Raw genomic sequence first — 13,991 nt, forward strand, 5'->3', positions numbered from 1 at the left:
GTTACCCTCCGGTGGTGACCAGCACCCGCACCGAACGGAGCTTCGACGGCGTCGGCGGCGTCCGGATCGTTTACGACGTGTGGACGCCGGAGACGGCGCCGCGGGGTGTGGTGCTGGTGTCACACGGCTACGCCGAGCACGCCCGCCGCTACGACCACGTGGCGCAGCGCCTCGGCGAGGCCGGACTCGTCGTCTACGCCCTCGACCACCGCGGACACGGCCGCTCCGGCGGCAAGCGCGTCTACCTCAAGAACATCTCCGAGTACGTCGAGGACTTCCACACCCTCGTCGGCATCGCCGCGGCCGACCACCCCGACCTCGAACGCATCGTGCTCGGCCACAGCATGGGCGGCGGCATCGTCTTCGCCTACGGCGTCGAACACCCCGCCGACTACGCCGCGATGGTGCTGTCCGGCCCGGCGGTCGACGCCCAGCGCACCGTCTCGCCGTTCATGGTCTTCGTCGGCAAGACGCTCGGCCGCATCGCGCCGGGCCTGCCGGTCGAGCAGCTCGACGCCGACGCGGTGTCCCGCGACCCCGAGGTGGTGGCCGCCTACAAGGCCGACCCGCTGGTCTACCACGGCAAGCTGCCCGCCGGGATCGCCCGCGGGCTGTTCCGCGTCGGCGAGACCATGCCGCGACGGGCCGGCGCGCTGACCAAGCCGCTGCTGGTGGTGCACGGTGAGAAGGACCGGCTGATCCCGGTCGAGGGCAGCCACCGGCTGGTCGAGTGCGTCGCGTCGGAGGACGTCCACCTCAAGGTCTACCCCGAGCTGTTCCACGAGGTCTTCAACGAGCCCGAGCAGGCGCTGGTCCTCGACGACGTCACGGCGTGGATCGAGACCCGGCTGTGAGGCGGATGCTGGCCTGTCTGGTCGCGGTGCTGCTGCTGGCCGGCTGCTCGAACGGCGACGACGGCACGGCCGGCGCCACCGACGGCGCGCCCACGGGCTGGGTCGACGACGACGTCACCTTCGCCGCCGACGGCCTGGCCATCCACGGCACCTACCGCCACGAGCAGGACCGCACCGCGCCCGCCGCACTACTGATCTCCGAGAGCGGGCAGACCGACCGCAACGGCGACAACGCCGTGGCGGGTCCGGTCGGCAACATGCGGCAGCTGGCCGAATACCTGTCCGGCAAGGGGGTCGCCAGCCTGCGCTACGACAAGGTCGGCACCGGCGAGACCGGCCTCGGCCCCTACGCCGTGGCGCCCAAGGAGGTCGGCAGCGCCGTGTACACCACCGGCGCCAGGGCCGCGCTGCGCTTCCTGGCCGACCAGCCCGGCACCGACGACGCCCGGCTGTCGGTGTGGGCGCTCGGGGAAGGCGCCATCCACGCGATGGCGCTGGCGGAGGCCGGCGCGCCGAAGGTCCACTCGCTGGCCCTCTTCCAGCCGCTACCCGGCCGCTACCTCGACATCATCACCGGCCGCGTGCGCGCGAACGGCAACCCCGAGGTGCTGCGGACATGGCTGGCCGCCGTCGACGAGGCGCGCACCAAGGGTGTCGCGCCGCCGAAACTGCCGGAGGGGCTCAGCGCCCTGCTCAACCCCAACAACGTCAAGGCCGTCGTCGAGGCCGACGCCATCGACCCGGTCGCGCTGGCCAAGCGTGTCCCGGCGGGCACGCCGGTGCTGTTCACCTGTTCGGACGCCGACGGTCAGGCGCAGTGCGACGCCGAGCGCCCGCTCATCGACGCGCTGGCACACACGGCTCTGACGGTGGTGGAGCTCAAGGGCGTCAACCACGTGCTGCGCGACGACCCGACCGACAACGTCGCCAATTACGCCAACGGCGCTCCGCTGTCACCGCAGCTCGTCACCGCACTGGACGGCTTCGTCGGTAAGTAGACTCACCGGTGATGCCTGTGGATGAAAACCGCTCTGTGGACAACAGGTTCCAGCACCCCCGGAATCGTCGCACCGAATCCATAATCTGACCGCCATGACAGACGACAAGATGCTGGCGCGCATCGCCGCACTGCTCCGCCAGGCGGAGGGCACCGACAACGCCCACGAGGCGGAGGCCTTCATGGCCGCCGCGCAGCGCCTGGCCACCGCCACGTCCATCGACCTGGCGGTGGCGCGCAGCCACGCGGACAGCAAGACCAAGGCGCAGATGCCGGTGCAGCGCACCATCACCATCGGCAACGCGGGCGCCCGCGGGCTGCGCACCTACGTGCAGTTGTTCGTGGTGATCGCCGCCGCCAACGACGTCAAATGCGACGTCGCGTCCAACTCGACGTTCGTCTACGCCTACGGATTCGCCGAGGACATCGACACCACCCACGCGCTGTACGCCAGCCTGGTGATGCAGATGGTGCAGGCCTCGAACAACTACATCAACTCGGGCGCACACCGGCCGACGCCGACCATCACCGCACGGCTCAACTTCCAGCTGGCCTTCGGTGCACGGATCGGACAGCGGCTGGCCGAGGCACGCGACGAGGCCCGGGCCGAGGCCACCAGATCCCGCGACAGCCGGCCCGGCACCGCGATCGCCCTGCGCGACAAGGACATCGAACTCAAGAGCTTCTACCGGGAGGCGTCCCAGGCCCGCGGCACCTGGCGGGCCACCAGTGCGACGGCCGGATATTCCTCGGCCGCGCGGCGTGCGGGCGACCGGGCGGGACGACGGGCGCGGCTGGGAGCGAACACCGAATTCGCCGGCGCGCGCACCGCCCTGGAGAAGTGACGCCCCGCGACACCCAGCGCGCGAAGGTGTATGCGGCCGAACAGTTCGTACGGACGCTGTTCGACCGTGCCGCCGAGCGGAACAACCCCGTCGTCGAGTTCTTCGGCGCCCACCTGACCCTGCCGCCGGAGGGCCGCTTCGCGTCGGTGCCGTCGGTGCGGCGCTACGTCGACGACGTGCTCGCCCTGCCGGCCGTGCGGGAACGCTGGCCGGCCGCGGGCGGGCTGTCGGTGCGGGCCCGCCGCGGTGTCACCGCCGCCCACTACGAGCGCACCGGCGCCGGCGCGGTCATCGCGGTGCCCGAGCGGCAGAGCACCTGGGCGCTGCGCGAACTGGTGGTGCTGCACGAGATCGCGCACCACCTGTGCGACGCCGAGCCGCCGCACGGGCCGGAGTTCGTCGCCACCTACTGCGCGCTCACCGAGGCCGTGATGGGCCCGGAGGTCGGCCATGTGCTGCGGGTCGTGTACGCCAACGAGGGGGTGCGGTTCGGCTAACGTGTGGCCGGTGACCGAGCCGGATCCACGCGCCGTCGACGAGATGTTCACCGCGCTGCTGCACACCGAGGACGACGCGCTGATCGCCGCGAGGGAGTCGGCGAGCGCGGCGAACATGCCGGCGATCGAGGTGTCGGCGCAGCACGGGGCGCTGCTGCGACTTCTCACGGCGATCAGCGGAGCGCACCGCGTTCTCGAGATCGGCACGCTCGCCGGCTACAGCACCATCAACCTTGCCCGCGGTGTCGGGGCGGGCGGCCACGTCGTCACGCTGGAGTTCGAACCCGCGCACGCCGAGGTGGCGCGGGCCAACCTCGCCCGCGCCGGCGTCGCCGACCGGGTCGAGGTGATCGTCGGCGCCGCCCTGGAAACCCTGCCCACGCTCGCCGACGGTGACCCGTTCGACCTGGTGTTCATCGACGCCGACAAGGAGAACAACGTCGCCTATGTCGAGTGGGCGGTCCAGATCGGCCATCCGGGTTCGGTCATCGTGGTAGACAACGTCACCCGGATGGGCCGGGTGCTGGATCCGGCGCCCGACGACCGGCAGGCCCGCGCGGTGCGCGACATGCTCGAGATGATCGGCGACCACCCGCGGCTGGACGCCGCCGCGATCCAGACGGTCGGCACCAAGAATTGGGACGGCTTCGCTGTCGCGGTGGTCGTCTAGCCGCAGTACATCCAGCGGAGGCGTCAGGGAGTGCAGATGGGTCCGACGCACGCGCCGGCCCCGCCCGGTCCGGCGCCCGCCTCGGCCCCCGGGACCTGAACAGTCGCGCCACCGGGACCCGCGCCGGCGTCGGCGCCGGGCACCTGTGCGGTCGCACCGCCCGGTCCCGCTCCCGCACCCGTGTCGGCGCCGGGCACCTGCGCCGTCGCTCCACCGGGGCCCGCTCCCGCACCCGGGGGCGCCGGTGCCGGCGCAGGGGCGCTGCTCGGCGTCATCGTGGGCGGCGTCACCGAGGTGGTGGTCGTGGTGGTGGTGCTCGAGGTGCTGCTCTCCGAGGACTCGCCGTCACCGCCGCCACAGGCGGCGAGCAGCGCACTCGCGGCGATGGCGGCGGCGCCGACGGTGAGGGGGAAACGGCGGGCGGTGCGCAGGGCAGGCATCTGTGCTCGATTTCTGTGGGGGGATCTCAGGACTGGGTCTCCAGTACCCAACGAGGCGCGACTCGAATCCGGCCCGCGAGCGTTTGGCGAGCGGGAGACCAGGGCATCGCCACGGCATGAATTTCGCGCTGCGCAGCGGCATGCTCTCGGTGGACCGGGTGATCCGCGCGTCACCGGCCGCGGTCTGGTCGGTGCTGACCGACCTGAACCGCTGGCCGGAATGGGGCCCCACCGTCTCGGGTGCGAAGCTGCTCGACGGCGACGAACTGGGGCTCGGCGAGCGCGGCAAGGTCTGGACCCCGGTCGGTGTCCCGCTGCCGTTCACCATCACCGAGTTCGAACCCGGCCGCAGCTGGTCGTGGCAGGTCGCCGGCGTCCCGGCGACCCGGCACAGCGTCGTGCCGCACGACCGCGGTGCGCTGGCGAGCATGGCCGCGCCGGTGTGGGCGGGCGCCTATCTGCCCGTGCTGTCGATCGCACTGCGCCGCATCGACCGGATGGTGACCGGGCACTGAGCACCGCCCGTTGACGCACACTTCGCGCACATCGAACCTCGCGGCGTGTGCCGGTGTCATGCTGAGGTGACCGACGCGGAGGTGGGACATGCGGGCAGTCACCGAAGCACTCGAAGCGGCCACCGTACCGAGGGTGCCTGGAAGTAGCGGCGCGCCAGCACGATTCGCGGTCGAGATGGGCGACGGTCAGCATGCGGATGCGATGTCCGCCACGGTGCGGGAGGCGTGCGCGGATCTGGCGGTGACCGTGACGGCACTGAGCGAGCAGGTGCTCGTGGTCGAGATGCCGGACCGCGCACTCGACGGAGCGTCACCCGCGGCCGCGTTCTCGGCGGCCTACGTCCTGGCCGACGCCGTCGGCTCACCGGCTGCCGAACCCGATCTGCCGACGGCGTTCTTCCCGGAGACCGATCCCGCCGAGCCGGTGCAGGAGAGCCTCGGCGCGGTGCTGGGCTGCAACGAGCCGCTCGAACCGGCGCTCGCGGCGGACTGGGCGCTGGCCGCCATCCGCGCGCGGGAGGCGTGGGCGCTCTCGGAATCACAGGGCCGTCCGGCCGCGGGCTCGGGCATCGTCATCGCCCAGCCGGACACCGGGGTGATCCCGCATCCGGAACTCGAAGGCGTGGACCGCGCCGGCGGCTTCGACACCCTTGACGACGACGGCGATCCCACCGACCCGCTCGACGGCTTCAACCCGGGCCACGGCACCGCGACGGCGAGTGTGGTCGTCTCGCCGATCTCGCTGACGGTGGTCGGATCGGCCCCCGCCGCCCGGCACATGCCGATCCGGGCGATCGAGAGCGTGGCCCTGGTGACCCAGGTGTCCGTCGCGAAGGCCGTCGACTGGGCGGTCCGCAACGATGCGCACGTCATAACGATGAGTCTCGGCGGGCTCCCGTCGTTCTCACTGCACGACGCGATGCGGCGGGCGGTGGCCGGCAACGTCATCGTGCTCGCGGCGGCGGGAAACTGTATACGGCGGGTGGTGTTCCCCGCGCGCTACGACGAGTGCGTCGCGGTAGCGGGTGTCGATGTCCGCGACGGACTGTGGCCGGGCACCTGCCGCGGGTCAACGGTCGACATCTCGGCGCCCGCGCAGAACGTGTGGCGGGCGGACCGAGACGGCGGCGTCGCCCAGGGACAGGGCACCAGCTTCGCGGTCGCGCTGACCGCAGGTGTCGCCGCACTGTGGCTGGCTCACCACGGCCGCGACGCGCTCATCGCCGAGGCGCGGGCCCGCGGCGAGACGGTGCAGGGAATGTTCATGCGGCTGGCGAAGGGGACGGCCCGGCGGCCGCCGGGGTGGGATTCCGGCGAGATGGGTGCGGGCATCATCGACGCCGAAGCGCTGCTCGGCGCCGACTTCGACCTCGACGCCGGGCTCGAGACGGTGACGCTCGCACAGGGCGTTGCGCAGGCTCCGGCAGGCAGCGTCGTGTCACTGCTCGCCGAGACGGTGGGCGCGACGGCCGCCGATTCGGTGGATCTGCACCGGTTCGGCCCGGAGATCGTGGCGGCCGTCCTGGCTCACGCGGTCGCAGGCGGCCAGGAGTCGGCGCCGACGGCGGCGGTGTCGCCGCAACTGGCTGCGGCCGTGATGGATCCGGAGCTGTCCCGCTGGCTCGGCGTCGACCGCCGGACCGTCCGCGGCTGAGCACTCACGGGTTCGACGACTCCAGTCCCGACGCGTAGCTCTCCTTGACCACCTCGAGGTGTGCCCAGCTCTCCAGTCCCCGCACCCCCGGCAGTGCGCGCACCGTGTCGAGCACGTCGACCAGCTGGCCGGCCGAGAAGGCCCGCACCGTGATCAAGACGTCGAAGCGGCCGAGTGTGCGGGCGATGAAGATGACCGACGACATCGCGGCCAACGCCGCCACCACGTCCTGATGGCAGCCGGCCAGCCGGATGCCCATCCCCATCGCGCTCTGCCGGTCCTGACCGGAGTGCCGCACCACGGCGCCGACGCGGACCACCTTCGACTCGAGCAGCCGCACGACGCGTCGCCGCGCGCCCGCCGCGGACAGTCCCACCGCTGCGGCCAGATCCACATAGGACGCGCGGCCGTCCTCCTGCAGTCGCGTCAGCAGTGCCCGGTCGGTGTCGTCCACCTCGGTCCCGACCTCACCGACGGGGCCGACCACGTCGCGCACCACCTCCACGTAGCTCAGGGTGTCCACGGCCGACACCCCCGGCAGCGCGCGCACTTCGGCGACGGCGGCGTCGATGTCCAGCGGTGAGGCCGACCGGACCTCGGCGACCAGTCCGTGCGCGCCGCTGATCAGCGAGAGGAACGGCACGTCGGCGCGGCGGGCCAGCCGCCGGGCGACCGGCGCAGCGGGGCCGTGCACGGCGACGCTGACGTGTGCGAGCACGCCGCGGCCCAGCACGGCGGGGTGCACGGCCCCCCGGATCACGACCTGCCCGGACGTGATGAGCCGTTGCACGCGTGCCGCCGCCGCGGAGCGCGACAGACCGACCGCACGGGCGATGTCGCGATGGGTCATCCGGCCGTCGACCTCGAGGAGCTCGACAATCTCTTCATCGACCTCGTCCACGACTCCCGTTGCTCCAATCGGTTCGAGATTTTTTCGGCCTGCACTTAGCGGCATAAACGGCGTGTAGAAGACCTCAGACGATCACTATGACGCAGATAATTCCCCGCTGCTGGCACATCGTGATCAGAAACGTCGCTGTAACGAATGAATCGCTTGCGAGTGCCCACCGACGGTCCTAGCGTGACCCCCACCACACCACGAGAGGGGCGCCATGGCCACCGACGCAGTGCCGCCCGTCGCACCGCCCAAGGTGACCGAGGTCGAGGCGCACGGCGTCGAGCCGATTCCGGATCGGGAACGCACCGCCCGACCCCTCGATCTGTTCCGGCTGACCTTCGGCGGCGCCAACACCATCGCGACGGTCGTCCTCGGCAGCTTCCCGATCATCTTCGGGTTGTCGTTCCGCGACGCGCTGCTGGCCACCCTCCTCGGCGTCGTCCTCGGCGCGGCGATCCTGGCGCCGATGGCGCTGTTCGGTCCGCGCAACGGCACGAACAACGCCGTCTCGTCCTCGGCGCACCTTGGCGTGCACGGCCGGGTGGTCGGATCCTTCCTGTCGCTGCTGACCGCGGTGGCCTTCTTCTCGATCTCGGTGTGGACGTCCGGCGACGTGCTCGTCGGCGGCGCGAACCGGGTGACCGGCCTGCCCCAGAGCGATGTCGCAGTCGGGGTGGCTTACGGGATCTTCGCGCTGCTCGTCCTCGTCGTCTGCGTGTACGGCTTCCAGTTCATGCTGCTGGTCAACAAGATCGCCGTCGTCGCCGCCACCGTGCTGTTCCTGCTCGGGATCATCGCGTTCGGCGGCACGTTCGACCCCGGCTATCCCGGCATCTACGGCGACGGCGCGGACGCCGCCACCAACGCGCTGTACCTGCCGTCGTTCGTCGGCGCCGCGTTGATCGTCATGTCCAACCCGGTGAGCTTCGGTGCGTTCCTCGGTGACTGGTCCCGGTACATCCCCCGCGGGACGCCGGCCTGGAAGTCGATGACCGCGGCGTTCCTCGCGCAGATCGCCACCCTGGTGCCGTTCCTGTTCGGTCTCGTCACCGCCACCGTCGTCGCTACCACCGCGCCGCAGTTCATCGACGAGGGCGACTACATCGGCGGCCTGCTCGACGTGTCGCCCGGCTGGTACTTCGTGCCGGTGTGCCTGATCGCGCTGATCGGCGGCATGTCGACCGGCACCACGGCGCTGTACGGCACCGGCCTCGACTTCTCCAGTGTCTTCCCGAGATTCAGCCGCGTGCAGGCGACGGTGCTCGTCGGCCTCATCGCGATCGCGTTCATCTTCGTCGGCCGGTTCGCATTCAACGTCGTGCAGAGCATCTCGACGTTCGCGGTCCTGATCGTCATCTGCACGGCGCCGTGGATGGTCGTCATGATGATCGGCTGGGTGGCCCGGCGCGGCTGGTACGACTCCGATGCCCTGCAGGTGTTCAACCGCAGGCAGCGCGGCGGGCGGTACTGGTTCGACCACGGCTGGAACTGGCGCGGCCTGGGCGCCTGGCTGGTGTCGGCGGCCATGAGTATCTGCTTCGTCAACCTGCCCGGCCAGTTCGTCGGTCCGCTCGGCGATCTCGCCGGCGGCATCGACCTGTCCATCCCGGTCGGGCTCGGGCTGGCCGCCGTGCTGTACCCGGCGTTGCTGCGACTCTTCCCCGAACCGGCCGACGCCTTCGGCCCCGACGGCCCACGGTTCTTCCCGGCCGGGCCCGCCGCAGGCATCCCGATCACGACGGTGAACGACGTTGACAGTCAGGAGGTTTCCGCATGACCACGCCCATCGGCCCGATCGACGCGTCGAAGACGCCGCGCTTCGCCGGACCCGCCTCCTTCGCCCGGTTGCCGCGGCTCGACCAGGTGCCGCGCGCGGACGTCGCCGTGGTGGGCGTGCCGTTCGACTCCGGGGTGTCCTACCGGCCCGGCGCCCGCTTCGGCCCCAATCACGTGCGGGAGGCTTCGCGGCTGCTGCGGCCGTACCACCCGGCACTGGACGTGTCGCCGTTCGACATCGCCCAGGTGGCCGACGCCGGTGACATCGCGGTGAACCCGTTCAACATCAACGAGGCGATCGAGACCATCGAGGCCGCGGCGGTCGACCTCACGGCCGGCGGCACGAGCCTCGTCACCATCGGCGGCGACCACACCATCGCACTGCCGCTGCTGCGCGCCGCCGCACAGAGGCACGGGCCGGTCGCGCTGGTGCACTTCGATGCCCACCTCGACACGTGGGACACCTACTTCGGCGCCGAGTACACCCACGGCACCCCGTTCCGGCGCGCCGTCGAGGAGGGCATCCTCGACACCGAGGCGCTGTCACACGTCGGCACGCGCGGGCCGCTGTACGGCAAGAAGGACCTCGAGGACGACCGCCGTTTCGGCTTCGGCATCGTCACCTCGTCCGACGTCTACTACCAGGGCGTGCGGGAGGTCGTCGACAAGCTGCGCCAGCGCCTGGGCAACCGGCCCGTCTACGTGTCCATCGACATCGACGTGCTCGACCCGGCCCACGCGCCGGGCACCGGGACACCCGAGGCCGGCGGGATGACCAGCCGCGAACTGCTCGAGATCCTGCGCGGCTTCCGCGGACTCAACCTTATCGGCGCCGACGTCGTCGAGGTCGCACCGGCCTACGACCACGCCGAGATCACCGGCGTCGCAGCCTCGCACGTCGCCTATGACCTGGTGTCACTGCTGGCGATGCGCCACGAGGAGAATGGCGGGTGACCCGGACCGGTGGTGACGTCGTCGTCGAAACTCTGACGGCACTCGGTGTTTCGCACGTCTTCGGCATCCCCGGGCAGAACGCGCTCGCGCTGTTCGACGCGATCGGGCGCAGCGACCTGACCTTCGTCAGCTCGCGCGTCGAGAACAACTCGGCCTTCGGCGCCGACGGTTACGCCCGCGCCACCGGCGAGGTCGGCGTGCTGTTCCTGTCGACCGGTCCGGGAGCCCTGACCGCGCTCGGCGCCCTGCAGGAGGCCTACGCCACCGGCGTGCCGCTGCTGGTGATCGCCAGCCAGGTGCCGCGCGCCGGAATCGGACTGCGCCGCGGCATGCTTCACCAACTCGACGACCAGCAGCGCAGCGCCCTCAACGTCACCAAGAGCACGGCCCTGGCCCGCAACGCCGGTCAGCTGCCCAGCCTGCTCGCCGACGCCTGGGCACTGGCCCGGTCCGCACCGGCGGGCCCGACGTGGGTGGAGATCCCGCAGGACGTACTGGTCGAGCCCACCGACGTGCCGGCGGTCGGCCCGGTCGGAGGTGCTGCCGTGCAACGCGCGCCGCGATGGGATCTCGTCCGGGAAGCCGGGGCGCTGCTGAACACCGCGCAACGACCGGTGATCCTTGCGGGCGGCGGCGTGCGCCGATCGTCCGGCGGTCCTCGTGCGCTGGTCGCACTGGCCGAGACGCTGGACGCGCCCGTGGTGTCGACGGTCGGTGGAAAGGGCGCGATCCCCTTCGACCATCCACTTTCGGCCGGATCGTGGATCGAGGACCGGTACACCACCGAACTGCTCGAGGACGCCGACGTGCTGCTCGTCGTGGGCACCGCGATCGGCGAGGTGACGAGCAATTACTTCACGTTCGCGCCGCGCGGCCGGCTGATCCACATCGACGCCGAGGTCCGCGTGCTCGAGGCGAACCATCCCGCGCTGGCGATACACGCCGACGCCGCCACGGCGCTCGGAGCGCTTTCGACCGAACCGCTCTCCGTGCGTCCGCGCGAATCCGGCGCGCGCGTGGCCGCGCGTCTGCGAGAGGCGGTGCAGGGCAGACTCGCCGGGCAGGACCTCGCGGCGGAACTCGCCCTCATGCGTGACCTGCGCGCCGCGACACCAGCTGCGGCGCAGACATTCTGGGACATGACGATCGCGGCCTACTGGGCGTGGTCGGCATGGGACCCCTGCGACGGCGAGTTCCACTCGGCGCAGGGCGCCGGCGGACTCGGCTTCGCCTTCCCAGCCGCGGTGGCTGCGGCGATCGGCACGGGCACGCGGACGCTGGCCGTGTCCGGTGACGGCGGCGCCATGTACTCGATCGCCGAACTCGCCACCGCCCGTCAGCACGACGCCGACGTCACGTGGCTGATCGTCGACGACGGCGGGTACGGCATCCTGCGCGAGTACATGACCGGAGCGTTCGGCAAGGCCACCGCCACCGAACTCGCACGGCCGGACTTCGTCGCCCTCGCCGAGAGTTTCGGCGTGCCTGCACATCTGGCGACGCTCGACACCGTCGGCGAGATCGTCGCCGGCACCTTCACGACGCGCGGTCCCGCGGTCGTCGTCCTGCCCGCGCTGCTGCGGATGTTCGCTGCCACCTGAACAGGAGTCCACCATGGGTAAGCCGCTCGACATCGCCATCATCGTCGTCTATCTGCTGGCCATGCTGGCATTCGGCTTCTGGGGCAAGACGAGGACCAAGGACTCGGCCGACTTCCTGGTCGCCGGCCGGCGCCTCGGGCCGACGCTCTACACCGGGACGATGGCCGCCGTGGTGCTCGGCGGGGCCTCGACCGTGGGCGGTGTCGGACTCGGCTACGAGTACGGCATCTCCGGCATGTGGCTGGTGGTCGCCATCTCGGTCGGCCTGCTGGCACTGAGCCTGTTCTTCGCAGGCCGGATCCAGCGACTGAAGGTGTACACCGTCGCGCAGATGCTGCGGCTGCGCTACGGGATCGACGCCACCTCGGCGTCCGGGATCGTGATGGTCGCCTACACGTTGATGCTGTCGGTGACGTCGACCATCGCCTACGCCACGGTGTTCAACGTGCTGTTCGGCACCACTCGCACGGTGTCGGTCATCATCGGCGGGGTCACGGTGATGCTCTATTCGTCGATCGGCGGGATGTGGTCGATCACGCTCACCGACATGGTGCAGTTCATCCTCAAGACGATCGGCATCTTCGCCCTGCTGCTGCCCTTCACGCTCAGCAAGGCGGGCGGGTTCGACGGCATCCGCGAGCGGGCCGGCGACGCGGTGTTCGACCTCGGCGCCATCGGAATGCCGACGATCATCACGTTCTTCGTGGTGTACAGCTTCGGCATGCTGATCGGACAGGACATCTGGCAACGGGTGTTCACCGCTCGATCGCCCGGCGTGGCGAAGTGGGGCGGCACGACGGCGGCCGCGTACTGCCTGCTGTACGGCGTCGCCGGAGCGGTGATCGGCATGGCGGCGTCGACGTTCCTGCCCGACGTCGAAGTCAGCGACGACGTGTACGCCCAGATCGCCGAGTCGATCCTCCCGGTGGGCATCAGCGGGCTCGTGCTCGCTGCCGCCGTCGCCGCGATGATGTCGACGGCTTCGGGTGCGCTGATCGCCACCGCCACCGTCGCCCGCACCGACGTGACTCCGCTGCTGGCCAGGCTGATCGGCCGCACCCCGGCCGCCGAGGGCGAGCGCCGGGACGACCTGCACTCCGACCGACGCTACGTCGTCGTCTTCGGCATCGTCGTGATCGTGATCGCCGCACTGCTCAACGACGTGGTGGCCGCCCTCACCATCGCCTACGACATCCTCGTCGGCGGACTGCTGGTCGCGATTCTCGGCGGGTTCGTGTGGAAGCGGGCGACCGGCACCGGCGCACTGTGCTCGATGGCGGTGGGCACCGTCGTCACGCTCGGCACGATGTTCGTCGTCGGCGACGTCATGGCCAATGAGCCGATCTACTACGGTCTGGCCGCCAGTCTGATCGCCTACGTCGCAGGCAGCCTGCTGACGAAGCGCACTCCGGCGGAGGTGCTGCAGGTGTGGGACGACCGGCTGGCCGGCCGCGACGGGACCGACCGGGAACACGTCGGCACCTGAAAGCGCGCATTCGGCAGTGACGATGGGCGTTCATGTGTTATCGACAGATATGAGAACAGCATCGGTCGCCGCCATCGTCGCGTGCGCGGCGATGCTCAGCACACCTGCGGCTCATGCGGACCGCGTCGAACCGGTTCCGGCGTACGGCTTCTACGGCGTGTTCGTCGACTTCTCGAAGCAGACGTTCAACGGCGTGCCGACACCGATGGAGTCGAAGACGTTCCCGGTCGAGTTCAGCACCCACTGCGACGTGAACGGATGTGTCATGCGGATGGACAACAGCGGCGACAAGGCCCGCAATCCGAGCGCTCCAGCACAATTCGAGTACCGCTGGAACAACGGCCGGTGGGAGACCAGCGGCGAGCAGCCATACCTCTGCCAACGAACCGACCCGAACAGCGGAGTGCCGTCGCGGCGCTCGGACTATTGGATCCCACAGCCGGACGGCGGCTTTCACGGTGAGCGCACACTCGTCGTCGGGGGAGCCGGCTGCCCGGGCGAGGGACCGGGCACGCACTGGGTGCCGATCAGCATGACGCCGATCGATCCGCCGCCGCGCTAGGAGCCGATCGCGCAGGCCGAGATTTGTCGGGCTGACGTGTCGGACCCCTCTGCGATGATGGGGTCATGTCGTCGAGCGCAACAGCTTTCGCTCCTTCGGTGAGGCCGAAGGACCGGCTGGCGGTGTTGTTCGACGAGATCGCGGAGCTGTGCGGTCAGCGCAATGCGATCGACGGGCGGCTGGTGGAGATCGTCGCCGAGATCGACCGCGACGGGTTGTGGGGCATGACGGGCGCGCGGTCG

14 protein-coding genes and 1 pseudogene are annotated in these 13,991 nt (G+C 70.7%); 13 read left to right on the top strand and 2 right to left on the bottom strand.

The features are described from left to right. The first annotated feature begins 14 nt into the window (after nt 1–14). From O6P37_RS27470 to O6P37_RS27490, 5 genes are all read left to right on the top strand, one after another. Entirely contained in the window at nt 15–854 is an 840-nt protein-coding gene (locus O6P37_RS27470; RefSeq protein WP_269897042.1) for an alpha/beta hydrolase, read from the top strand. A gap of 5 nt (nt 855–859) precedes the next feature. After that, nucleotides 860–1,852, top strand: a complete 993-nt coding sequence (locus tag O6P37_RS27475; protein ID WP_269897043.1) for an alpha/beta fold hydrolase — start codon at nt 860–862, stop codon at nt 1,850–1,852. A 94-nt stretch (nt 1,853–1,946) separates the two neighbouring features. Continuing rightward, nucleotides 1,947–2,696 (top strand): DUF2786 domain-containing protein, encoded by a 750-nt coding sequence (locus tag O6P37_RS27480; RefSeq protein ID WP_264014580.1) that lies wholly within the window; start codon nt 1,947–1,949, stop codon nt 2,694–2,696. Continuing rightward, nucleotides 2,693–3,193, top strand: a complete 501-nt coding sequence (locus O6P37_RS27485) for a TIGR04338 family metallohydrolase (RefSeq protein WP_269897044.1) — start codon at nt 2,693–2,695, stop codon at nt 3,191–3,193. Before O6P37_RS27480 ends, O6P37_RS27485 begins: the two co-directional genes overlap by 4 nt. A gap of 43 nt (nt 3,194–3,236) precedes the next feature. After that, on the top strand, nt 3,237–3,863 hold the full coding sequence (locus tag O6P37_RS27490) for an O-methyltransferase (RefSeq protein WP_408633266.1): 627 nt from the start codon (nt 3,237–3,239) through the stop codon (nt 3,861–3,863). Between the two features lie 23 nt (nt 3,864–3,886). Here O6P37_RS27490 and O6P37_RS27495 read toward each other — a convergent pair whose 3' ends face one another. After that, nucleotides 3,887–4,303, bottom strand: coding sequence for a hypothetical protein (locus O6P37_RS27495; protein ID WP_269897046.1), 417 nt, complete (start codon nt 4,301–4,303; stop codon nt 3,887–3,889). A 116-nt stretch (nt 4,304–4,419) separates the two neighbouring features. Here O6P37_RS27495 and O6P37_RS27500 point away from each other — a divergent pair, with 116 nt between their 5' ends. Together O6P37_RS27500 and O6P37_RS27505 are read left to right on the top strand one after the other, a co-directional pair. Next, entirely contained in the window at nt 4,420–4,818 is a 399-nt protein-coding gene (locus O6P37_RS27500) for an SRPBCC family protein (protein WP_269897047.1), read from the top strand. A gap of 88 nt (nt 4,819–4,906) precedes the next feature. Beyond that, the gene (locus O6P37_RS27505) at nt 4,907–6,472 is read left to right on the top strand and encodes a S8 family peptidase (protein ID WP_269897048.1); all 1,566 of its coding nucleotides are present in this window, start codon (nt 4,907–4,909) and stop codon (nt 6,470–6,472) included. Between the two features lie 4 nt (nt 6,473–6,476). Here the strand turns inward: O6P37_RS27505 and O6P37_RS27510 are convergent, their stop codons facing one another. After that, nucleotides 6,477–7,373, bottom strand: a complete 897-nt coding sequence (locus O6P37_RS27510) for an Lrp/AsnC family transcriptional regulator (protein WP_269897049.1) — start codon at nt 7,371–7,373, stop codon at nt 6,477–6,479. Nucleotides 7,374–7,584: 211 nt separating this feature from the next. Here O6P37_RS27510 and O6P37_RS27515 point away from each other — a divergent pair, with 211 nt between their 5' ends. The 6 genes and pseudogenes from O6P37_RS27515 to O6P37_RS27540 all read left to right on the top strand — a co-directional run. Next, nucleotides 7,585–9,147, top strand: coding sequence for a purine-cytosine permease family protein (locus O6P37_RS27515; RefSeq protein ID WP_269897050.1), 1,563 nt, complete (start codon nt 7,585–7,587; stop codon nt 9,145–9,147). After that, nucleotides 9,144–10,100, top strand: a complete 957-nt coding sequence (gene speB, locus O6P37_RS27520; protein WP_269897051.1) for an agmatinase — start codon at nt 9,144–9,146, stop codon at nt 10,098–10,100. Before O6P37_RS27515 ends, speB begins: the two co-directional genes overlap by 4 nt. Beyond that, nucleotides 10,097–11,701: a thiamine pyrophosphate-binding protein gene (locus tag O6P37_RS27525; RefSeq protein WP_269897052.1), complete on the top strand. Its 1,605-nt coding sequence runs from the start codon at nt 10,097–10,099 to the stop codon at nt 11,699–11,701. The genes speB and O6P37_RS27525 overlap by 4 nt, the downstream gene beginning before the upstream one ends. 13 nt (nt 11,702–11,714) lie before the next feature. Continuing rightward, a complete protein-coding gene (locus O6P37_RS27530; protein WP_269897053.1) occupies nt 11,715–13,187 on the top strand; it encodes a sodium:solute symporter in 1,473 nt (490 codons plus the stop codon). Nucleotides 13,188–13,236: 49 nt separating this feature from the next. Further along, on the top strand, nt 13,237–13,749 hold the full coding sequence (locus O6P37_RS27535; RefSeq protein WP_269897054.1) for an MBOE_33420 family protein: 513 nt from the start codon (nt 13,237–13,239) through the stop codon (nt 13,747–13,749). A gap of 65 nt (nt 13,750–13,814) precedes the next feature. Beyond that, nucleotides 13,815–13,991 (top strand): annotated as a pseudogene (locus O6P37_RS27540) (hypothetical protein); the annotation flags it as partial.

The organism is Mycobacterium hippophais (assembly GCF_027529605.1).
GTDB lineage: Bacteria > Actinomycetota > Actinomycetes > Mycobacteriales > Mycobacteriaceae > Mycobacterium > Mycobacterium arseniciresistens.

Excerpts from the sequence above, each read along its gene's own strand:
- O6P37_RS27475 (WP_269897043.1), top strand. The coding sequence starts at position 860 with ATGCTGGCCTGTCTGGTCGCGGTGCTGCTGCTGGCCGGCTGCTCGAAC.
- O6P37_RS27535 (WP_269897054.1), top strand. The coding sequence starts at position 13,237 with ATGAGAACAGCATCGGTCGCCGCCATCGTCGCGTGCGCGGCGATGCTC.
- O6P37_RS27490 (WP_408633266.1), top strand. The coding sequence starts at position 3,237 with ATGTTCACCGCGCTGCTGCACACCGAGGACGACGCGCTGATCGCCGCG.
- O6P37_RS27530 (WP_269897053.1), top strand. The coding sequence starts at position 11,715 with ATGGGTAAGCCGCTCGACATCGCCATCATCGTCGTCTATCTGCTGGCC.
- O6P37_RS27495 (WP_269897046.1), bottom strand. The coding sequence starts at position 4,303 with ATGCCTGCCCTGCGCACCGCCCGCCGTTTCCCCCTCACCGTCGGCGCC.
- O6P37_RS27515 (WP_269897050.1), top strand. The coding sequence starts at position 7,585 with ATGGCCACCGACGCAGTGCCGCCCGTCGCACCGCCCAAGGTGACCGAG.
- speB (WP_269897051.1), top strand. The coding sequence starts at position 9,144 with ATGACCACGCCCATCGGCCCGATCGACGCGTCGAAGACGCCGCGCTTC.
- O6P37_RS27480 (WP_264014580.1), top strand. The coding sequence starts at position 1,947 with ATGACAGACGACAAGATGCTGGCGCGCATCGCCGCACTGCTCCGCCAG.
- O6P37_RS27500 (WP_269897047.1), top strand. The coding sequence starts at position 4,420 with ATGAATTTCGCGCTGCGCAGCGGCATGCTCTCGGTGGACCGGGTGATC.
- O6P37_RS27505 (WP_269897048.1), top strand. The coding sequence starts at position 4,907 with ATGCGGGCAGTCACCGAAGCACTCGAAGCGGCCACCGTACCGAGGGTG.